Consider the following 19,473-nt stretch of genomic DNA (forward strand, 5'->3'; position numbering starts at 1 on the left):
AGGAGCAAAAAATGTATGATAAAATAAAATTTCTAACTGCTGGTGATTCTGCCATAGTTATGGAATTTGGCGATACTATTGAAAAAGAAATAAACGCCAGAATTGCCGCAGTTGTAGAAAGTTTAAAAAAGAAGAATATTGATGGTATCTTGGACATTTTGCCAACTTACAGGTCTATATTAATTAATTATGACCCAGTAAAGATTTCCTATGGCGAAATGGTTGATACCTTAAAGGGACTTAGCAAGGCTAACTCAGGGGAACAAAGTGACGAAGTTAGACTTATTGAAATCCCAACACTTTATGGTGGCGAATATGGTCCAGATATTGACTTTGTAGCTGAAAATGCAAAACTATCTAAAGAAGAAGTTATAAAGATTCACTCTGGAACAGATTATTTAGTTTATATGATGGGCTTCATGCCTGGCTTCACTTATCTTGGTGGACTTGATGAAAGAATTGCAACTCCAAGATTAAAGAGCCCAAGATTAAAAATAGAACCAGGTTCAGTTGGTATTGCAGCTAATCAAACTGGTATGTACCCACTTGAATCTCCTGGAGGATGGCAACTAATAGGAAGAACTCCACTTAAGCTTTTTGATGATACAAAGGAACCACCTGTATTCATCCAAGCTGGTGACTACATTAGGTATGTCTCTATTGATCAAAAAGAATATGACAGAATTAAAGATGAAGTGGAAAAAGATACCTATAAGGTTTCAATTAAGAAGGTAAAGAGGGGTGATCTTCATGAGTAGTATCGATGTAATTAATGGTGGGATTCTCACAACAATTCAAGATTCTGGTAGATATGGCTACCAAGAACTAGGTATACCTACATCAGGTGTCATGGATGATTACAACTACAGACTTGCCAATATCTTAGTTGGAAATAAACTTGACGAAGCTGTTCTTGAAATGACTTATTTCGGACCAACTCTTAAGTTTAATGAAGACCTTACACTTGCAATAACAGGTTCTGATATGAATCCCAAAATTAATGGTCAGCCTGCACCAATGTTTGAAACCATTAAGGTTAAGGCTGGAGACACTTTACAATTTGGTAAAGTTAATGAAGGTGTTAGAGGCTACCTTGCCTTTGGTGGCTCTATAGATGTGCCAGTGGTTAATGGTTCTAAGTCAACTCACATCAAGACAAAAATGGGGGGAATTGACGGAAGAGCATTAAAACCTAAGGACACATTAAATATTGTAGGCTCCAAAGATAAGACAATGAGAAGAATACCTGAAAAGTATCTTCCTAAATTTAACCACTGCAACCTACTAAGAGTTGTTCTTGGACCTCAAGACGACTACTTCACTGAAAAGGGAATTCACGACCTATTTAGGTCAGGTGGTTACCAAGTGACTAAGGACTTTGATAGGATGGGAATTAGACTAAAGGGAACTTCGATTGAGCACAAGGAAACTGCAGATATTATTTCTGACGGAACAACTTTTGGTTCAATCCAAGTACCAGCAAATGGTCAACCAATTATCCTAGTTGCAGATAGACAAACTACTGGTGGTTACACAAAGATTGGTAACGTAATAACACCAGACCTTCACAAGCTTGCTCAAATGTCCTTCTTAGATAAGATTTTATTCCAAAAAGTTACTATCGAAGAAGCACAAAAGGCAACTCTTGACTACAGGAATAAATTTGAAACAATTAAGAAGGAGTCTGTAATATGAAATTAAGTGAACTAGGTAAATTACACCCAAGAGAAGTAAGAGAACTTATTAGAAAGGGAGAAGTTGATCTTCCAACTTCTGGCATGAGTGAAGGATATTTGCAAGCTAACCTTGCAATCCTTCCAAAAAAATATGCCTACGATTTTCTACTCTTCGCTCAAAGAAATCCAAAGCCTTGTCCAATCCTTGAAGTTTTAGACGAAGGAAGCCCTCTTACAAAGATAATGGCTGAGGGTGCAGACATAAGGACAGACGTGCCAAGGTATAGGATATATAAAAATGGCGAATTTGTTGAAGAAGTTAAGGACCTTAAAGACGTGTGGCAAGATGACTTTGTTACTTTCGTTATTGGATGTTCCTTCTCCTTTGAAAAAGCCATGTTAGAAGCTGATGTACCTGTAAGACACATCGAAGATGAACACAACGTTCCAATGTATATCACAAATCTTGCAACAGAACCTGCTGGTATCTTCCATGGAAACACAGTTGTATCTATGAGACCAGTTCCTTACAAGGATATTGTTAGGGCAACAACTGTTACTGCAAGATTCCCAGCAACTCACGGAGCACCAGTTCATATTGGTGACCCATCTGTAATTGGAATCAAAGATGTTGACAAGCCAGACTTTGGTGAAAGAAGTGAAATCAAAGAAGGAGAAGTGCCAGTATTTTGGGCTTGTGGAGTAACACCTCAAGCAGTAGCTATGGCTTCTAAACCTGAAATCATGATCACACACGCGCCAGGTTACATGCTTATCTTAGATAAAAAAGATGCTTACGTTTCAGTATTTTAAAAATAAAATTTATTATCTGCCAGGGAAACTTGGCAGATTTTTTATGCTTAAAGATTGATAGTTATTAGTTTGTAGTTTAAGTGGATGAAGAGTATAATTAGATAAAGTAATAAAGTTTAAAGGAGTTGTTTCTATGAAAAAATATTTTAAATTTTTATTTGCCTTAGGAGTTTTAATGCTTTTCCTTACTGGATGCGAGAATAAATCTCTTTATCCTATGAAGACAGACCTAACTAATGAAAGGGGTCTAGAGAAATTAATTGGAAGCATTGACTGGAGACCTTATAAGCTTGAAGATTATAAAGTAAAAAACAAAAGCTTGGAAATTAAACTAAGTGACGAGCCTGACATAAGCAAAGATGAGTCCTTCAAGACAGGATTTATAAATGGAGTGATTATACTTATCTTAACGGATGCAGAAGAAGTTTGGTATATAGGAGAAGACCTATACTTTTCTTTCATTGATAAGGAATATGCCAATGAACCTTTGAAATTCAAGTATGGGAAAGAAGTTGATGATTATAAGAAGAGCAAAGAGGACTTTGACAACTTAATTGAAAGTCTAAAAAATGAAAAATATGAAGCTGGTGCTGCTAAATTTGAAATGATGGAGTAAGCTCTCATTAAAAAATTTTTAATTTCATCCTTAAACATGATATTATATTTTGTAGTTTATAAGTTGAGGATGATTTAATGGAAAATATTTATATAGTGATAATCTTAAACTTAATGAATTTTATTCTTTACGGACTGGACAAGTTTAAGGCCAAGCACAAGATGTGGAGGATAAGTGAGAAGACCCTATTGACCTTTTCTCTTGTAGCAGGTCTTGGTGGCCTTGCTGGCATGGAATTTTTCCGCCACAAGACTCGTGAGAAGAAATTTTATATAGCAAACTTTATTGGAATACTTGCGACAATTTATGTGACATTAAAATAAGGATGCCTATTTGAGAGGGCATCCTTTTTGATTGCAATAATTTATGAAACAATAGGTTAAGAGGAAAAATTTAAAATTAACTCACGGTTAAAAGAGAAAATTTAAATTTAACTCAGAACTAAGGAATGAAAATTTAAAATTAACTCACCAGTTAAAAGAGAAAATTTAAAAATAGCTCACAAGTAAAAAATTAAAATATAAAGTTAGCTAATAAGTTAAAAGGGAAATTAACCGAGCTTATAAGAAATTTAAAGTGTTTTAAAAATCAAAATATTTTAATAGGATTCAATCTCGCCTAAGATGTCACGACCTTCTAACATCTTGAGAATATTTTTTATATCCAAGATTATTACTCTTTCCTTCTTTAACTTCTCCTTGGTTTCTTTTTTTAAGAAGGAGGTGTTGACAAAGAGGACTGGAATTATTTTTTCGTAAAGGCCTGAGAACTTGTCCAAGAGCTTTTGGACTTCTTTTTCTGACAAGACTTCTGTGTCCTTGTACTTTTTAATTTCTAGGGCGTACCTCTTGGCACCCTTCTTCACATAAAAGTCAAAGGAAGTATCCCTGTCCTCGTTATTAAATCTTTCTAGGTCGTAGCCAGTTCTTTGGAGGGCAATTTGTGCAAGTCCTTCTGCTGTAACTTCTTCGTCAAGACTTGATAGACCTCTCAAGAGGTTCTTGGGAAAGATTTTAAAGATCCCTGTGCAAATTTCTTGACCTCCTGGACCAAACTTGTAATCGAAACCCACTAGCATGTCCTCAACAAGGTTAAAGTTGCCATGGGCTAGGGAATTTCTAATGTGTCTAAGGAGGCAGTCGGTCTTTGACTCGCCCGCTGACTTTGTCAAAATAATTTTTTGGGAGTGAGGGCAAATCTTTTTGTCGTAAAACTTTACAATGTCTGGGTCTATATAGTTGAGGAAGGCCACGTCCTTATTTTCTAAATTCATATAATTTTTTATTATGCCAAAGACAAAGTTCTCAAAGCTAAGGGATGATGTGAGTTCATTTTCTTGTGACTGGGCAGAATTAATATTTGGTACATACCAGAGGAGGTACTCCAAGTTCTTAGTCATTTCTTCACTTAACTTTAGGGGCTTATCATCATGTTTTATAGAATAAGCAACCTTCTTCTTACATTCTTCAAATTCAAAGCCAAATTTTTTTAAATTGACAGGCATTTTTCCCACCTCTTTTTCCATCTTATAAGGAAAGTATAACATAGTTTTAAAACTTTATTATTCAGAATATTATTGACAAGTTTATAAAAATTTTATTAAATGTTTAGTAATGAGCTTTTTATTTTAAAGGGAGGTAAAAATGGAAAACTTTAATGACTTAGAAAAGAAAAAGAAATTTGTTCCCTCAATTGAAACAGAACTAAGAAGAAGGCAGGTGTCTGTACCTGAAGTAACATATAGGGCAAGTGGTATTAACTTTATGGGTAAGAGAATAAAATCTCTGATATTCACTAACGACATACCAATAATTGTAAATAACAATGCTCAGGCAATTATGTCTGTTTATCCCTTTACCCCTCAGTTAAAAATTGTATCTGCTATAATGGAAGTTGCGTCGGTGCCAGTTTTTGTTGGAATAGGTGGGGGTACAACTTCAGGTCTTAGGACTGTAAATATTGGACTCCAAGCCGAGCTACTAGGAGCCACTGGAGTTGTTGTCAATGCTCCAATGTCTAATGAAAACATAAGACTAATATCCCAGGCACTTGACATAGCAGTTATTGCTACTGTCATATCAAAGTACGACGATATTGAAGGTAAAGTTGCAGCTGGTGCAAGAGTTTTAAATATTGCAGGTGGCAAAAAAACTGCAGAACTAGTAAGATACACAAGGAAGCTACTTGGAGATGAGTTTCCAATTATAGCAACAGGTGGGCATACTGATGAGCATATACTCGAGACAATAGAAGCTGGAGCCAATGCCATCACATATACACCAGTATCGAGCTCTGATATTTTCTCTGAAGTAATGGATGTTTATAGGGAAAATAAAAGAGAAGAGAAAAATAAATAATAAAGGAGAAAAAATGGAATTTGGATTTTTATCAATAATTCCTCCAATAGTTGCCATAGCCTTGGCACTTATAACTAAGGAAGTAATAATTTCACTTTTAATTGGAATTATAGCTGGAGGACTTATATTTACAGGCGGAAATATTATTGCCGCCTTGGAAACAGTTTTTACACTTATGGGGACTAAACTAGGGGACAATGCCCTTATGCTAGTTTTCTTGGCAATGCTTGGATCTTTAGTCATGGTAATGAACATGGCGGGAGGGTCTTTTGCCTATGGTAAGTGGGCAAGCAAGAAGATCAAGAGTAAGAAGATGGCAAAACTTGCCACAGCCTTCTTGGGAATTATAATTTTTATTGACGACTACTTCAACTGTCTAACAGTGGGAGCAGTAATGAAGCCAATTACTGACGAGAACAAGGTATCAAGGGCAAAGCTTGCTCACATTATAGACTCTTGTGCAGCACCAGTTTGTATCTTGGCCCCAGTTTCATCTTGGGCAGCTTCTGTTGTTGCAGTTATTGGAGATACTGGAGTTGCAAACCCCATGAGGGTTTTCTTGGCAACAATACCAATGAACGTCTATCCTCTTATGACTCTTATTATGATTTTGTATTTTTCCACAACTGAAATAGAAATGGGTCTTATGGAAAGGTATGAATTAAATGACACATCGAGGATAATTGAAAAAGAAGATGTGGGTTATGAATATTCAAAAAATGGAAGAGTCTTTGACCTTGTTGTCCCAATAGTAGTTTTGATTTTTGTAACTGTAATGATGATGCTTAAGACTGGTGGTTTCTTCTCTGATGGGGTTGGGGCTGCATCAGCCTTTGGAGATGCAAATGTAAACTTGTCTCTTGTAATAGGAGCCTTCTTTGCAATTGTTGTTTCCTTCGCCCTTTATATACCAAGAAAACTTTTAAAGTTTGAGGACTTTATGAAGGGAATAGTGGAAGGTATGAAGACAATGGTTTCTGCTATTGTAATTCTTTCACTTGCATGGACAATTGGTGGAATAACAAGTGACGAGTACCTAAATACAGGATCTTATATTGCATCACTTATTTCTAATTCGACTATGCCAATGTGGATGCTACCTGCAATAATATTTGTAGTTGGTGCCTTCTTGTCCTTCTCAACAGGAACTGCTTGGGGAACTTTTGGTATCTTAATTCCTATTATGGTGCCAATCCTAATGCACACAGACCACATGCACTTCTTGACAATTATACTAGCAGCAATTTTCTCTGGATCAGTATTTGGAGACCACTGCTCACCAATTTCTGATACAACAATTTTGTCATCAGCAGGAGCAGGCTGCGACCACATAGCCCACGTTTCAAGTCAATTGCCTTATGCAATTAGTGTCGGTGCAGCTTCTTTCTTTGCCTTTTTAATATCAGGCATACTTGACAAGCCAAACCTAACTCTTCCTATAGGACTTGTTATCTTGGCATCAATTGTATTTGTAATGAGAAGAATGACAATAAATAAATATATAAAACATACAAAGAATTAAAAATTTAGGCTGGCTATGCTGGCCTTTTTTATTTTGCCTAAAAAAATTATAAAATAGCGAAAATTTTTCTTTAGTACTTTAAAAATCCTTTGATGTGGTATATAGTTTAGGTAAGATAAAGAAAGGGGTGTACAATGAGCTTTCAAATTGAAAAGAAAAATATTTTAGATTATGACGTTGACGCAATAGTTAATGCGGCAAATAAAGAGCTTAGACCTGGCGGAGGAGTTTGCGGACAAATCTTTGCTGGAGCAGATGACAAAGAATTGGAAGAAGAATGTAAGAAACTTGCCCCAATAGAACCTGGCCAAGCTGTTGTCACTAAGGGATATAAGCTAAAGGCGAAAAATATTATTCACGCCGTGGGACCAATTTATTTTGATGGCAAACAAGGAGAGAGAGAAATCCTAAGAGATGCTTACAAGTCTGCCCTTGATTTAGCAGTGAAAAATAACTTTAAGACTCTTGTCTTTCCACTTCTATCATCAGGTATTTATGGTTATCCACTTGAAGAAGCAGCTGAAGTTGCTGTTGATACAATAAGGGACTATCTTGAAGACCACGACCTTGATGTGACAATTTCTGTTTTAAATGACAGGGTACTTAAAGTTTTAAAAGAAAAAAATAAAGAGTGGATAGAAAAATAAAGTTAGACAAAAAAAGATAGCTTGTCAATTTAGACAGGCTATCTTTTTATTTGTAAAAATTTTTAATTTATAAATTTTTCTTTGTTAGAATTAAAAATTACTTTTAACTTCTTAATAAAATAATCTCTTTACTTCGTTTCTCATTCTTATTCTGCCAGCGTGGTAGGCAACTTTGCCAGCCCTCTTTGGGTTGAGGAGAGGGAGTAACTTGCTAAGTCTTAGTCCCTTCTTTCTTCTCTTTGGTTTTATAAGCCTTATAAAGGCTATTAATTTTATTAAACTTGATAATTTTTTCATACTTCCTCCTAATATTTTTACTTTCTCTTTTTGCTAGAAGTTTTTGCCTTATCTGTAGATTTCTTTGAATCCTTATCTTTCTTTTTTGATGAAGACTTGTCACTATTGGAGTCAGACTCATCGCCATGTTCATTATACCATTCTCTTGTGTGGATATTGCAATAGGACTTAGGTATTGTCATGTAGTCCTCAGGATAAATCCCGTAGTGGTCCTTGGGGTCGTAGCCTTCCTTTCTCTCAAAGAGAACTGTGTAGAGGACAGATTCACTTGGGCAGAATTGGTTGGCAAGCTTGCCTGAGTCCTTACATATCAAATATTTTTTAAACAAGTCGTCGTGGTCCTTTGGCTCACTTCCAGAAATAAATTTTTCTGAGTAAGAGGCCCCGGCATAATCGCTCATTTTTGTTGCTAGCTTTCCACTCTTTGATGAAATATTTCTTGTGACAATGTAGGAAGGATCTTCATCAAACTTTTCTTTTTCTCCAATGTCCTTTGCCATCTTGTTAAAAATACTTATGGCATCTTGACTCTTAGCTGCAAGAGAAATCTTTGGAGAGTCTGCTCCTAACCAGAAGGAAACTGTGTGAGACTTTGTAAAGGCATTTACAAAATAATCTGAATTAGTTTTATTTTGTCCCAGATAGGCTCCAGTTTCAGAGTAGTTGATCTTCGCTCCTCTTGCATTTCCTGATTTTTCATTGCCAATAAAGGCATCTCTTAAGAGGTAGGATGATTTTTCATCGAAGAGTCTCTTATTTTTATGGGAGTTGTCAATAATTATGTTGCCACTAGGGTCTTCAATTTTTAAAATTCCAGTTTCTTCCTTGTAGACTCCATCATTGGCAATAGTTTGGTACATCTTTGATAGGTCAGATAAGCGAAGTCCCACTTGCATGTTGCCAAGGGCAAGGGAGTCAAGGTTCTCATCATTTTTATTTTTGTTATCCTTATGTGAGATGAAGTAGTCCTTGCCTTCTTCTTCAATGACATTAAATTTCTTTAAAACATCCATGGCCTTGTCCTTGCCAAGCTCTTGCAAGATTGTGGCAGGGATAACATTGGAAGATGCTTCCAAGGACTTGCGAAGAGTCAAAAGACCCTTGAAAGACTTATAATAATTTGCTGGCCAAAAGTTTCCATCAACAGTTATTGGCACGTCATCGTAGACAGTCCCCAAGGTCTTACCAGACTCAAGGGCTGGAAGATAAACTGTAAAAGGTGTAAGGGCAGAACCAGGTTGCCTATAGGAATCTGTGGCACGATTTAAAATTTTTGCGTTCTTTGTCCTCACATCAAGGCCACCAATGATGCCTTCCACAAAGCCAGTTTCGTTATTAACTGCAATCATGGCAGACTGTGGTTGGACCACTGGTTCCTCCTTGTAATCGAAATACTTGTTAGAAATAATTAAATTTTCATTTTCAATTTTATAAAAATCTGGAAAATCTTTTAGGTAGTCGCCGTCAATAATTAAATAATTATTTTTTAATTCGCCAGCTCCTTCCTCAAGTTTAAGACCTCCAAGTTCATAGGTCCTAAGAATTTTATCTTCGCCAAGCTCATAGGCATCTATGATGTCAATTTTTTGTCCTACTTCTTTGAAGTAGAGGCTCTTTATCTTTAAGTCACCGTGAGATGAAATGCTATAAAAAGATTTTGGAATAATAAGGTTGAACTTATCATCGAGAATATTTTCTCTGGCAAAGTACAAGACCTCGTCTCCAAAGATAATATTTTTCCAATCATCAAAGTTTAAATTCAGCATCCTAGATCCACCAGCTGATGAATAATTTAAGAGGAGCTTTTGGAAGCCTTCGTACTTGCCTTCTAAGTCCTTTTGGATGTCCTCGTCAATTGTTGAATAAACCTTGTAGCCACCAGTGAAGAGTTTGTGTTCGCCTTCCTCTTGACTAATATCATAGAAGTCAGCAAGATATCTTGAAGCTTCTTTTTTTATGTAGTCTGTTGAGTAGGTAGACATAGTATGATTTTTAAAATTTTTTGGGTTTAAGTCAGAAACTATGTCAAAGTTTTTTGCCTTTTCATAGTCAGCGTCATTAATGTAGCCAAGCTCGTGCATCCTCATGAGGACAGTCTTTTGCCTCTTAAAGGCATCGTCGTTTAAAACCATGTAGAGGTTCTTGCCGTCAATCTCACGAGTCCCAATTACCCTGAAGTTGTCTTCCAAGTATTCTGGAGGGACAGACTTAAAGGGCGAATAATTAGTTGGTGACTTTGGAATTGATGCAAGAAGGGCAGCTTCTGCAATGTTTAAGTCCACAGCAGACTTTGAGAAATAAGTTTGGGCTGCAGCTTCAATCCCATAGGCACCTTGGCCAAGATTAATTCTATTTAAGTAGGCCTCAAGAATTTCATCTTTACTTAAGGCATCTTCAACACGAAGTGACAAGTAGGCCTCCTGAATTTTTCTGCCAAGAGTTTTTTGGTTTGTGAGGTAGACTGAACGAACTAGCTGCTGAGTTATTGTTGATCCGCCACGCATAAGTGAGCGTGATTTTATATTTGCAGCAATAGAAGATGCAATACCAATTGGGTCCAGTCCCTTGTGCTTGTAGAACCTGTGGTCCTCAATGGCAACGAAGGAATTTTTTATGTCCTCAGGTATGTCCTTTATGTCAATAAGACTTCTGTACTCAAGAGATTCAATTTTTTCAATTAAATTTCCTTCCTTGGAATAAATATAGGAGCTCTGGTTAAAGGAGGAGCTCAAATTATTTAAGTCAGTGGCAGGAGTTTTTGAAATAATTGAAACTATGAGGGCAGAAAAAAATGAAATAAGTAAAACAAAAATTAAAAGCAAGACCAAGAGGCCGATTTTTATTTTTTGCTTTTTATTTAAATTTTTAAAATTATTTTTTAATTCTCTTAAGTTTTCCATACTTTCTCCTTTGTACAATTATAACATTTTAACAAGCTAAATACTATTAGACGGTTTTTTTAACTTGCTGCGATGTAGTATAATGTAAATTATGGATAATGTTTATTTAGAGAATTTAAATTCAAATAAAAAATTAGAGAAAGTTATAACTGTTGGAACAAATATTGGGGCCTACCCCCACAGTCTTGAAACTTCTATGAAGGAGTTGGCGGAACTTGTTTACGCAGACGGTGCTGAAGTTGTGGGAGAGGTTACGCAAAATATTTATAAGTTCAATCCAAAGTATTTAATTGGGTCTGGCAAGGTTGACGAGATCAAAGAAATGGTTGAGCTCCTAGAAGTTGATGCAGTTGTCTTTAATGATGAGCTCTCTGGCATCCAGGTTAGAAACTTGGAAAAGAGAATTAAGAAGAAGGTAATCGACAGGACCAACCTGATCTTAGATATTTTTGGTCTTCGTGCCACAACTTATGAAGCAAAGCTACAAGTTGAACTGGCAAGACTTGAGTACCAACTCCCAAGACTTTTGGGAATCGATGGATGGTCAAGGACTGGTGGTGGAATTGGTACTAGGGGACCAGGTGAGCAAATAATTGAAACTGATAGGAGAAGGCTCAAGAGAGAAATCGACAAGATTAAGGAGAAGCTTGAGAAGGCAAAGAGGACTAGGGACACAACAAGGGAGCGAAGGATTGATTCCAACATTCCCATTGTGTCACTGGTGGGTTACACCAACGCAGGCAAGTCTACAATTTTAAATAGATTAAAGGACGAAGAGTCGGGAGAGGTTTCTGTAAAGAACATGCTTTTTGAAACTCTTGACCCATCTTCAAGAAAGGCTAGGCTCCTTTCAGGTCGTGAGTTTATAATTTCTGACACAGTTGGATTTGTTTCTAAGCTGCCAACAAAAATCGTTGAGGCCTTTAAGTCTACTCTTGAAGAAATTAAGTATTCGGATTTAATCCTCCACGTCATTGACGCATCAAGTGAGGACTTGGAGATCCAATACAATACAACTATGGCAATCCTAAAAGACATTGAAGTCTTAGACAAAAATATAATCACAGTCTTTAACAAGGTGGACAGGGTTGACCTCTATGACATCAACTTGCCTTTAAGGGTTATGCCAGACAAGAAAGTTTATATTTCTGCTCTTAAAGATGAAAATATGGACTCACTTTTAAAAATTATTGAGGACAATCTCGATGAAAAGTATTTTGATGTTAAATTAAAATTTGCCTACAACGACACAGACCTTCTCTACAAGCTAGTGGAAAAATTTGATGCCAAGCCTATCTATGAAGAGGATGGAATTTATTTGGATCTTAAGCTTGAAGAAATAGAATACGAAAAAGTAAAGGATTATGTTGTAAATGTATAAGACAATTTTAAAAGATGCAAAGGCTGAAATTGAAATAAAAAAATCAATTTTTATAGGTCATGCCTTTTTTGTAAAAAGTGAAGAAGAGGCTCTTGAAATCTTAGGCAGGGTTAAAGAAGAACACAGGTCTGCAACCCACAACTGCCATGCCTACATAATTGGCGAAGATGGACTGACACAGAGATATTCTGACGATGGTGAGCCCTCTGGCACAGCAGGAATCCCCATGCTTGAAGTCTTAAAAAAAGAAGACATGAGAAATGTCCTTGTCATTGTCACTCGCTACTTTGGCGGGACCAAGCTGGGAGCAGGTGGACTTGTTCGTGCCTACACAGAGGGAGTTGTTAAGGCCCTTGATGAGGCAAAGAGGTGCATAAGAAAAAATTTTACAAGGACAAAGGTCATTTACGATTACACCTTCCATGGTGCAATCGTTAATTTGCTAGCCAATGAAGATTATAAAATCATAGAAGAAAATTACACGGACAAGGTTGAAGTCACAATTGACATCGGAGATGACAAGTCAATCCTTGATAAAATTAGGGACATGACCTCTGCAAACTTTGAGACAGAAGATTTGGAAGTAATTGAACTTCCAACTATTGATGGAAAAATTATTTATTAAATATAGGAGACATTATGGATTATAAAAAAGTAACAGAAGATTTAGTTAAGTGGGTAGAAGATTACGCAAAAGAAGTTGGAGCCAAAGGTTTTGTCTTTGGTCTATCAGGAGGAATTGACTCAGCAGTAGTTGCTGCTCTTGCAAAAAGAGTTTTTCCAGACAATTCTCTTGGACTAATTATGCCTTGCGACAGCATTGACAAGGATAGGGAAGATGCTCTAAAAGTTGCTGAAGCTCTTGGCCTTGAGACAAAGACAATTGACCTTACAAAAACTTTTGAAGAACTAATGAAGGCCTCCTTCACATCAGAAAAGAGGATGGCAAGGTCAAACATCAAGCCAAGACTTAGGATGACAACACTTTATTACTATGCACAAGATCTTGGCTATCTTGTGCTTGGCCCATCAAATGCCAGCGAATGGTATCTTGGCTACTCAACAAAATACGGCGACTCTGGAGCAGACATCATGCCAATAGCAAATATTTTAAAGACAGATATCTTTAAAGTTGCAAGGGAACTTGGACTTCCTGACTTTGTAATAAATAAAAAACCATCAGCAGGTCTTTGGGCAGGACAAACTGACGAAGATGAAATGGGCTTTACTTATGAAGTTCTTGATGCCTACATTAGGGGAGAAAAAACTCCAGAGCCTGAGATAAAAGAAAAAATTGACAGGATGCATAAGAATTCTGAGCATAAGAGAGTAATGGCTCCAAGTTTTAAATTTTAAATTTATTTAAGGCTGGTTTAAATGTTAAAGGATAGAATTAGAAATTTATTTTAATATCTTTTATGCTTATAGCTAATGGGTTTATTTATTACAAAACAAGTAGCTTAGATGTTCGTGTATTAAAAATGTACGCATTATTACTTGTGACTTATCTTGTCTGGGATTTTATTTTCTCTAAAGTGCAAAAGGGAGATTAAAATGGGAAATCATCAACTTAGAAATTTATTTATCTTACTAGTTATTATGGGGGCCTTTGACGTTTACAGGTACTTTACTTCTGAAATCATTATTTCAGACTTAATTTACAAGTATATTTTTGTAATTGGGGTCTTCTTAATTACCTGCTTTGTAGTTTATGTGATATCAAGGAGAAATGAGTGAGATGAAAGCCTATATTAGATCTGCTTTGGTCTTATACTTTTATTTGTTTTCTGTGAGAAGTTTTTTTATTTATAGGTTTGGATCTTATGAGGGACAAAAATTAAAAATTGCTTTAATAGCTTTTGCCTTATATATATTAACTTACTTTGTCATAGAAAAAATAAAAAATAAAAAAGAAAATTAAAATTTATTTTAAGGTGATTTAAATGTTAAAAAAAAGAATTAAAGACTTATTTATTCTGTTACTTTTTACGATAATTTTTGATGGATTCATTTATTACAAGACAGGAAGCTTGAGTCCTACAACAATAAAAAACAACATTTTTGTCATTGTAGTTTATCTCATAACTGGCTTTATTATTGATATTCTTTCTAAGAAAAAAGGATAAATTGAAAATTTACATTAAAAATAAAAATTAAAATTCGTATTGACAAAAAATTTTTAAGAGTCTATAATCTCATTTAATAAAATAATAAATGCCATGAAAGAGAAAAAGATATTTAATGAGTCTTAAAGAGAGTGGGGATGGTGAGAGCCCACAGATGAGTTGATGTCATATATTCACTCTAAAGCATGAGGATTGAATTATAGTAGATCTTCACGGAAGTCTCCGTTACCATAGACTAGAGATTGTTAGATCTTTAAAGAGGAAATATTTTTATTTCGAATTTAGGTGGTACCGCGAATCCTTCGCCCTATATGGGGTGAAGGATTTTTTTATTATTTTAAATAAAATTTTTGGAGGACAAAATGAAAAATTTAAAGAAAATGGTAAAAGTTATTGCAGTAGGTGCCCTTGCACTTTCCCTTGTTGGATGTGCAGGTGATAAGAAAACAGAAAAAGGAAGTGGAGAAAAAATAAAAATTGGAGCTATCCAATATATTGAGCACGTGTCTCTTGACAATGCCCTAAAGGGTTTCCAAGATAGACTAAAGGAAGAAGGACTTGACGTAGAAGTTGATGTTGAAAACCTACAAGGTGATCAAGCACTAGCTACAACTGCACCAAAGAAATTCCAAGGAGATGAATATAAATTAGTTTACGCAATCTCAACACCAGCTGCCCAAGGAGCAAAAACTGCACTTCCAAATAAAAAAATTATTTATTCAGCAGTTACAGACCCAGTGGAAGCAGGACTAATTGAATCGCCAGATAAAATTACAAACATCACAGGAGTTAACGATGCAGTTTCTGCAAAGGACCAACTAGAATCCTTCTTAAAGATTTATCCAAATGTAAAGACTATTGGAACAATTTTCTCAACTAACGAAGTTAACTCAAAGATACAAGTTGAAAATTTAGAAAAAGCTTGTGATGAACTTGGACTTAAACTTGAAAGTGTTGGAATCAATAACATCAACGATATTGGCCAAGCCCTTTCAACTCTCACAGAAAAGATTGACGCCTACTACGCACTTACTGACAACACAGTTGCCTCTGCTGGCCCAGTCCTTGCAGAAAATTTATTAAAGGACAAGATCCCATCACTTTCTGCTGAAGAAGGTCAAGTGTCTAAGGGACTTCTAATGAGTGAAGGTGTTGACTACTATGAACATGGAAGGCAAGCAGGAGAGATAGCAATAAAAATCCTAAAGGGAGAAGACATAAAAAATCTTCACGGAGAAGACAACAAGACTTCAAAGAAAAAGATCAACGGCAAAACTGCTGAAGCTCTTGGACTTGATTTAAGTAATGAAAATCTTAAGGATGCAGAAATTTTAAAATAAAAATCTCACTGATATAAGCAAAATAAAAATTAAATAAAAACTTTGGACGAAATTATAAAAAAAAGACTTGACTTTGTTCTGCTAGCAGAATATACTAAATGTAATTTAATTGAAGCGTTGAAAGAGAAAAAAGAATTTTTAGTGATTTTAAGAGAGTTGCCGGCTGGTGAAAGGCAATACACGGAAATTTAACATACACTCTAAAGCTTATTTGTTGAAGTTAGTAGGCAAGTACGGAAGCCACCGTTATCTGAGGCTAGAGGTTGTTAGACCTTAAAGTGAGGTAATCTTTTAGATTATAAAATCGGGTGGTACCGCGAAGTCAGTCTTTCGTCCCAATGTGGATGAAAGACTTTTTTTATTTTATGGAGGTTTTTTATGAAATTTAGAAAGTTGTTTGTTTTACTTATGATGGCCCTTGTCCTTGCGGCTTGTGGCAAGACTGAAAATAGTGGAAATTCAAAAGTAGAAATTTCTACAGAAACAAGTGGTGGCAAAAAAGTTGGCATAATTCAAATTGCCGACCATATTGCTCTTGAAAGAGCTAGAAAGGGTTTTGAAGATGAACTTAAAAAGACAAACCCTGATGTAGAAATTATTACAAAGAATGCCAATGGAGACTTAACAGTTGTCCCATCAATTATTAAGTCCTTCCAAGACAAGAAAGTTGATTTAATTTACGCAATTGCTACACCAGCTGCTCAAGGAGCAAAGAACGGTGAAAAGGAAGTTCCAATTATCTTTAACGCAGTTACAGATCCAGCATCTGCAGACCTAGTTAAAAACTTGGAAGAACCTGAAGCAAATATAACAGGAGTTTCTGATTACTTCTCAATGCAAGCTCAACTAGAAGAAATGATCAAGATCTTCCCAAATATTAAAAACATTGGAGTTATGTTCTCAACAAATGAAGCCAATTCAAAATTCCAAATCGAAGAACTAAAGAAGGCTGCAGATGGTTTTGGACTTAACGTTGTGGAAGTTGGAGTAAACAATATTAACGACGTATCAACAGCTATAAAGACAATTGAACCAAAGATAGACATCTTCATGTCAATCACAGACAACACAGTTTCATCTGCATCAACAATAATTGCAGAGTCACTAAAGGCTGCTAAGATCCCTTCCTTTGCCTCAGAAGAAGGACCAGTTGAAAATGGGATTCTTGTAAGTGCAGGAGTTGACTATGTTGACCTTGGCAAGAAGGCAGCAGGCATGGCAAGTGATATCCTTGGCGGCAAGGCTGTAAAAGATGTTCCAGTTTTATTCTCATCTGACACAAGCAAAGTTGTTAACAAGAAAACTGCTGAAGCTCTTGGCCTAGAAAATGATAAGAACTTAATGGATAATGCAAAAGTAGTTGAATAGATGAAAAATAATTAAAACAAATTAGGAGGAAAAAGTTGAATTCAGTAATAATGGAATCCATTGTCATGGGACTTATATTTTCCATATTGACAATAGGAGTTGTAATAACCTTTAAAATTTTAGATTTCCCTGACATGTCAGTGGAAGGGACTTTCCCACTGGGGGCCTTTGCCTTTGCCAAGATGTTGACACTTGGCATGAATCCTGTGCTTGCTATGGTGGTTTCACTTGCAGCAGGAGGACTTGGAGGCTACATCACATATATTTTATTTAGAAAGTTTAAGATCCAAGCTATCTTAGCAGGGATCCTAACAATGACATTTTTATATTCAGTGAACCTAAGAATTACTGGTACGCCAAATGTTACTTTTTTCGATTACAAAACTATATTTCAACTTTTTGAAAGCCTTCCTAAGATGTTAATTCTTACAATAATAACACTTGTTATAAAATTAATTCTTGATTGGTTTTTAAAAACTGAGAAGGGCTACCTTCTTTTGGCAACAGGGGACAATGAAACTCTTGTTAAGTCCCTTGGTAAAAATCCAGACAAGTACATTGCAATTGGTCTTGTAATATCCAATGCACTTGCAGCACTTGCTGGAGCTTTGATGGCACAGTCCAATGGTTATGCAGACATAACAATGGGACAAGCCATAATCGTATCAGCACTTGCATCAGTTATAATTGGCGATGCCTTCTTAAAGAATGCAAACTTTTTAAATAGGACAACAAGAGCCATAATTGGTGCAATAATTTACAGGATCATCTATGGAATCGCCCTTTACCTAGGACTTGCTCCAAGTGATTTAAAGGGAATAACTGCAATCATCGTAGTATTCTTCATAGTTTACAATAATGTTTCTTCAAAGGGACTATCTGTTTTAAAAGGAAAGAGGGAAGAAAATGCTAAGAATTAAAAATTTATCAAAAACTTTTTACAAGGGAATGGAAGAAGAAAATCAAATTTTTGATAATTTCTCCCTTGATATAGAAGAAAATAAGTGTGTTGCAATTTTAGGACCTAATGGTTGTGGCAAGTCTACACTTTTTAATATGATCTCAGGTTCACTTAACCCTGACTCAGGAGAAATCATCTTAGGAGATGTGGACATTGCAAAATTATCTGAAGACAAGAGGGCAATAGACATCGGAAAGGTAAACCAAGATCCATCAAAGGGAGTTTGCCAAAGTCTAAATATTTTAGAAAATATGTCTATGGCCTTTAAGAAGGGTCACAAGTTCACCTTCAAGAGGTTAATCGACAAGAACAACAACGATAAAATTATTGAAAAGCTAAAGTCTATTGATCTTGGACTTGAAAACAAATTAAAGACTCAAGTAAAGTTTTTATCAGGAGGACAAAGACAATCACTCTCCTTACTCATGGCAACAGTGAAAAAGCCAAAAATTCTCTTACTTGATGAACACACAGCAGCCCTTGATCCAAAGACTTCTAAAATAATAATGGATAAGACCAATGACCTTATCAAGAAGGAAAAAATCACAACACTAATGATCACTCACAACTTAAAGAATGCCATTGACTACTCTGACAGAATTATAATGCTCAACAAGGGCAAGGTTGTCCTAGATATTCTTCCAAGTGAAGTTACGGAAGAAGAACTAAATAGGATCTACAATGAAAAGATTGAAGAAGAAAACAATGTAGAAGTAACAAGTGTGACAAGAGTAAAGCAAGTAGAAAAAATTGCATAAATTTCATAAATAACATTAAAAAGTCCTACTCAAGAAAGAGTAGGACTTTTTGTTGTACGCTTCAGCATGAATAAACCACCAGCTATGCTGGTGGTAGAAAAATAAAGCTTTAGCTTAAAGCAAAAAACCTCCCGTGATAAACTATTAATGTTACTGGCAGTAGCATAAATAGAAAAGGGAGGTATCCTAAAATGGATAAAAATAGTTTATCACATACATCCTGGAATTGTAAGTATCACGTAGTATTTGCTCCAAAATATAGAAGACAAGTAATTTATGGAAGGTTAAAACAAGATATAGGAAAAATATTAAGGGATTTATGTGACAGAAAAGGAATAAATATAATAGAAGCAGAATGCTGTCCAGACCATATTCATATGTTGTTGGAAATTCCACCGAAATACAGCAAATCTCAAACAATGGGATATTTAAAAGGGAAAAGTAGTCTAATAATATTTGATAGGCATGCAAATTTAAAATACAAATATGGGAATAGACACTTTTGGTGTAGAGGATATTACGTAGATACAGCAGGAAAGAATGCGAAAAAGATACAAGAATATATAAAAAATCAATTAAAAGAAGATTACATGGCAGATCGAATAAGCATAAAGGAATTTGTAGACCTGTTCACGGGTGAGCAAGTAAACAAAAGCAAAAATAAGGTGCTTTAGCACCAGCTGTGAAAATTGGTGCACGAGAAAGAAAGTT

At 35.6% G+C, this 19,473-nt stretch carries 21 protein-coding genes and 2 other annotated features; of the genes, 18 read left to right on the top strand and 3 right to left on the bottom strand.

Annotated elements, in window-relative coordinates; translation table 11 throughout:
* The first annotated feature begins 11 nt into the window (after positions 1-11).
* The 5 genes from pxpB (at position 12) to M9426_RS07225 (ending at position 3,428) form a co-directional block, all read left to right on the top strand.
* Positions 12-758 (top strand): 5-oxoprolinase subunit PxpB, encoded by a 747-nt coding sequence (gene pxpB, locus M9426_RS07205; protein WP_005956257.1) that lies wholly within the window; start codon positions 12-14, stop codon positions 756-758.
* Positions 751-1,695: a 5-oxoprolinase subunit C family protein gene (locus M9426_RS07210; RefSeq protein WP_250341804.1), complete on the top strand. Its 945-nt coding sequence runs from the start codon at positions 751-753 to the stop codon at positions 1,693-1,695. The genes pxpB and M9426_RS07210 overlap by 8 nt, the downstream gene beginning before the upstream one ends.
* A complete protein-coding gene (locus tag M9426_RS07215) occupies positions 1,692-2,489 on the top strand; it encodes a putative hydro-lyase (RefSeq protein WP_195443309.1) in 798 nt (265 codons plus the stop codon). Before M9426_RS07210 ends, M9426_RS07215 begins: the two co-directional genes overlap by 4 nt.
* Before the next feature lie 133 nt (positions 2,490-2,622).
* Positions 2,623-3,105: a hypothetical protein gene (locus M9426_RS07220; protein ID WP_005956271.1), complete on the top strand. Its 483-nt coding sequence runs from the start codon at positions 2,623-2,625 to the stop codon at positions 3,103-3,105.
* 77 nt (positions 3,106-3,182) lie between these two features.
* Entirely contained in the window at positions 3,183-3,428 is a 246-nt protein-coding gene (locus M9426_RS07225; protein ID WP_005956203.1) for a DUF1294 domain-containing protein, read from the top strand.
* A 275-nt stretch (positions 3,429-3,703) separates the two neighbouring features.
* Here the strand turns inward: M9426_RS07225 and M9426_RS07230 are convergent, their stop codons facing one another.
* On the bottom strand, positions 3,704-4,609 hold the full coding sequence (locus M9426_RS07230; RefSeq protein WP_250341805.1) for a restriction endonuclease: 906 nt from the start codon (positions 4,607-4,609) through the stop codon (positions 3,704-3,706).
* 139 nt (positions 4,610-4,748) lie between these two features.
* Here M9426_RS07230 and M9426_RS07235 point away from each other — a divergent pair, with 139 nt between their 5' ends.
* The 3 genes from M9426_RS07235 (at position 4,749) to M9426_RS07245 (ending at position 7,631) form a co-directional block, all read left to right on the top strand.
* Positions 4,749-5,462, top strand: a complete 714-nt coding sequence (locus M9426_RS07235; protein WP_005956234.1) for a hypothetical protein — start codon at positions 4,749-4,751, stop codon at positions 5,460-5,462.
* A 13-nt stretch (positions 5,463-5,475) separates the two neighbouring features.
* Positions 5,476-6,984 carry a Na+/H+ antiporter NhaC family protein gene (locus M9426_RS07240; RefSeq protein WP_250341806.1) on the top strand — a complete coding sequence of 503 codons (1,509 nt, stop codon included), beginning with the start codon at positions 5,476-5,478 and terminating at the stop codon, positions 6,982-6,984.
* Between the two features lie 134 nt (positions 6,985-7,118).
* The gene (locus tag M9426_RS07245) at positions 7,119-7,631 is read left to right on the top strand and encodes a macro domain-containing protein (protein ID WP_005956199.1); all 513 of its coding nucleotides are present in this window, start codon (positions 7,119-7,121) and stop codon (positions 7,629-7,631) included.
* A gap of 111 nt (positions 7,632-7,742) precedes the next feature.
* Here the strand turns inward: M9426_RS07245 and M9426_RS07250 are convergent, their stop codons facing one another.
* Together M9426_RS07250 and M9426_RS07255 are read right to left on the bottom strand one after the other, a co-directional pair.
* Positions 7,743-7,928 (bottom strand): hypothetical protein, encoded by a 186-nt coding sequence (locus tag M9426_RS07250; RefSeq protein ID WP_005956281.1) that lies wholly within the window; start codon positions 7,926-7,928, stop codon positions 7,743-7,745.
* A gap of 17 nt (positions 7,929-7,945) precedes the next feature.
* A complete protein-coding gene (locus tag M9426_RS07255) occupies positions 7,946-10,828 on the bottom strand; it encodes a transglycosylase domain-containing protein (RefSeq protein ID WP_250341807.1) in 2,883 nt (960 codons plus the stop codon).
* 91 nt (positions 10,829-10,919) lie between these two features.
* On the opposite strand from M9426_RS07255, the gene hflX reads away from it, so the two are divergent.
* The 10 genes from hflX (at position 10,920) to tnpA (ending at position 19,436) form a co-directional block, all read left to right on the top strand.
* A complete protein-coding gene (gene hflX, locus M9426_RS07260) occupies positions 10,920-12,209 on the top strand; it encodes a GTPase HflX (protein WP_250341808.1) in 1,290 nt (429 codons plus the stop codon).
* Positions 12,202-12,834: a YigZ family protein gene (locus M9426_RS07265; RefSeq protein ID WP_250341809.1), complete on the top strand. Its 633-nt coding sequence runs from the start codon at positions 12,202-12,204 to the stop codon at positions 12,832-12,834. The genes hflX and M9426_RS07265 overlap by 8 nt, the downstream gene beginning before the upstream one ends.
* Positions 12,835-12,848: 14 nt before the next feature.
* The gene (gene nadE, locus M9426_RS07270) at positions 12,849-13,565 is read left to right on the top strand and encodes an NAD(+) synthase (protein WP_250341810.1); all 717 of its coding nucleotides are present in this window, start codon (positions 12,849-12,851) and stop codon (positions 13,563-13,565) included.
* 198 nt (positions 13,566-13,763) lie between these two features.
* Entirely contained in the window at positions 13,764-13,946 is a 183-nt protein-coding gene (locus M9426_RS07275) for a hypothetical protein (protein WP_005956316.1), read from the top strand.
* 206 nt (positions 13,947-14,152) lie between these two features.
* On the top strand, positions 14,153-14,335 hold the full coding sequence (locus M9426_RS07280; protein WP_250341811.1) for a hypothetical protein: 183 nt from the start codon (positions 14,153-14,155) through the stop codon (positions 14,333-14,335).
* Positions 14,336-14,419: 84 nt separating this feature from the next.
* Positions 14,420-14,648, top strand: a binding site (T-box leader).
* A 49-nt stretch (positions 14,649-14,697) separates the two neighbouring features.
* Positions 14,698-15,675, top strand: coding sequence for an ABC transporter substrate-binding protein (locus M9426_RS07285; RefSeq protein WP_250341812.1), 978 nt, complete (start codon positions 14,698-14,700; stop codon positions 15,673-15,675).
* A gap of 108 nt (positions 15,676-15,783) precedes the next feature.
* Positions 15,784-16,016, top strand: a binding site (T-box leader).
* A gap of 37 nt (positions 16,017-16,053) precedes the next feature.
* Positions 16,054-17,043: an ABC transporter substrate-binding protein gene (locus tag M9426_RS07290; protein WP_250341813.1), complete on the top strand. Its 990-nt coding sequence runs from the start codon at positions 16,054-16,056 to the stop codon at positions 17,041-17,043.
* A gap of 35 nt (positions 17,044-17,078) precedes the next feature.
* Positions 17,079-17,963 carry an ABC transporter permease gene (locus M9426_RS07295; RefSeq protein ID WP_250341814.1) on the top strand — a complete coding sequence of 295 codons (885 nt, stop codon included), beginning with the start codon at positions 17,079-17,081 and terminating at the stop codon, positions 17,961-17,963.
* On the top strand, positions 17,950-18,762 hold the full coding sequence (locus M9426_RS07300; protein ID WP_250341815.1) for an ABC transporter ATP-binding protein: 813 nt from the start codon (positions 17,950-17,952) through the stop codon (positions 18,760-18,762). Before M9426_RS07295 ends, M9426_RS07300 begins: the two co-directional genes overlap by 14 nt.
* 191 nt (positions 18,763-18,953) lie before the next feature.
* Positions 18,954-19,436: an IS200/IS605 family transposase gene (tnpA, locus tag M9426_RS07305; RefSeq protein WP_250341816.1), complete on the top strand. Its 483-nt coding sequence runs from the start codon at positions 18,954-18,956 to the stop codon at positions 19,434-19,436.
* Positions 19,437-19,473 lie beyond the last annotated feature (37 nt).

Source organism: Peptoniphilus genitalis (genome assembly GCF_023614525.1).
GTDB classification, from domain to species: domain Bacteria; phylum Bacillota; class Clostridia; order Tissierellales; family Peptoniphilaceae; genus Peptoniphilus_A; species Peptoniphilus_A genitalis.

What these genes read in the sequence shown, in the direction of transcription:
- pxpB (WP_005956257.1), top strand. Translation starts at nt 12, where the DNA reads ATGTATGATAAAATAAAATTTCTAACTGCTGGTGATTCTGCCATAGTT.
- M9426_RS07210 (WP_250341804.1), top strand. Translation starts at nt 751, where the DNA reads ATGAGTAGTATCGATGTAATTAATGGTGGGATTCTCACAACAATTCAA.
- M9426_RS07215 (WP_195443309.1), top strand. Translation starts at nt 1,692, where the DNA reads ATGAAATTAAGTGAACTAGGTAAATTACACCCAAGAGAAGTAAGAGAA.
- M9426_RS07220 (WP_005956271.1), top strand. Translation starts at nt 2,623, where the DNA reads ATGAAAAAATATTTTAAATTTTTATTTGCCTTAGGAGTTTTAATGCTT.
- M9426_RS07225 (WP_005956203.1), top strand. Translation starts at nt 3,183, where the DNA reads ATGGAAAATATTTATATAGTGATAATCTTAAACTTAATGAATTTTATT.
- M9426_RS07230 (WP_250341805.1), bottom strand. Translation starts at nt 4,609, where the DNA reads ATGCCTGTCAATTTAAAAAAATTTGGCTTTGAATTTGAAGAATGTAAG.
- M9426_RS07235 (WP_005956234.1), top strand. Translation starts at nt 4,749, where the DNA reads ATGGAAAACTTTAATGACTTAGAAAAGAAAAAGAAATTTGTTCCCTCA.
- M9426_RS07240 (WP_250341806.1), top strand. Translation starts at nt 5,476, where the DNA reads ATGGAATTTGGATTTTTATCAATAATTCCTCCAATAGTTGCCATAGCC.
- M9426_RS07245 (WP_005956199.1), top strand. Translation starts at nt 7,119, where the DNA reads ATGAGCTTTCAAATTGAAAAGAAAAATATTTTAGATTATGACGTTGAC.
- M9426_RS07250 (WP_005956281.1), bottom strand. Translation starts at nt 7,928, where the DNA reads ATGAAAAAATTATCAAGTTTAATAAAATTAATAGCCTTTATAAGGCTT.
- M9426_RS07255 (WP_250341807.1), bottom strand. Translation starts at nt 10,828, where the DNA reads ATGGAAAACTTAAGAGAATTAAAAAATAATTTTAAAAATTTAAATAAA.
- hflX (WP_250341808.1), top strand. Translation starts at nt 10,920, where the DNA reads ATGGATAATGTTTATTTAGAGAATTTAAATTCAAATAAAAAATTAGAG.
- M9426_RS07265 (WP_250341809.1), top strand. Translation starts at nt 12,202, where the DNA reads ATGTATAAGACAATTTTAAAAGATGCAAAGGCTGAAATTGAAATAAAA.
- nadE (WP_250341810.1), top strand. Translation starts at nt 12,849, where the DNA reads ATGGATTATAAAAAAGTAACAGAAGATTTAGTTAAGTGGGTAGAAGAT.
- M9426_RS07275 (WP_005956316.1), top strand. Translation starts at nt 13,764, where the DNA reads ATGGGAAATCATCAACTTAGAAATTTATTTATCTTACTAGTTATTATG.
- M9426_RS07280 (WP_250341811.1), top strand. Translation starts at nt 14,153, where the DNA reads ATGTTAAAAAAAAGAATTAAAGACTTATTTATTCTGTTACTTTTTACG.
- M9426_RS07285 (WP_250341812.1), top strand. Translation starts at nt 14,698, where the DNA reads ATGAAAAATTTAAAGAAAATGGTAAAAGTTATTGCAGTAGGTGCCCTT.
- M9426_RS07290 (WP_250341813.1), top strand. Translation starts at nt 16,054, where the DNA reads ATGAAATTTAGAAAGTTGTTTGTTTTACTTATGATGGCCCTTGTCCTT.
- M9426_RS07300 (WP_250341815.1), top strand. Translation starts at nt 17,950, where the DNA reads ATGCTAAGAATTAAAAATTTATCAAAAACTTTTTACAAGGGAATGGAA.
- tnpA (WP_250341816.1), top strand. Translation starts at nt 18,954, where the DNA reads ATGGATAAAAATAGTTTATCACATACATCCTGGAATTGTAAGTATCAC.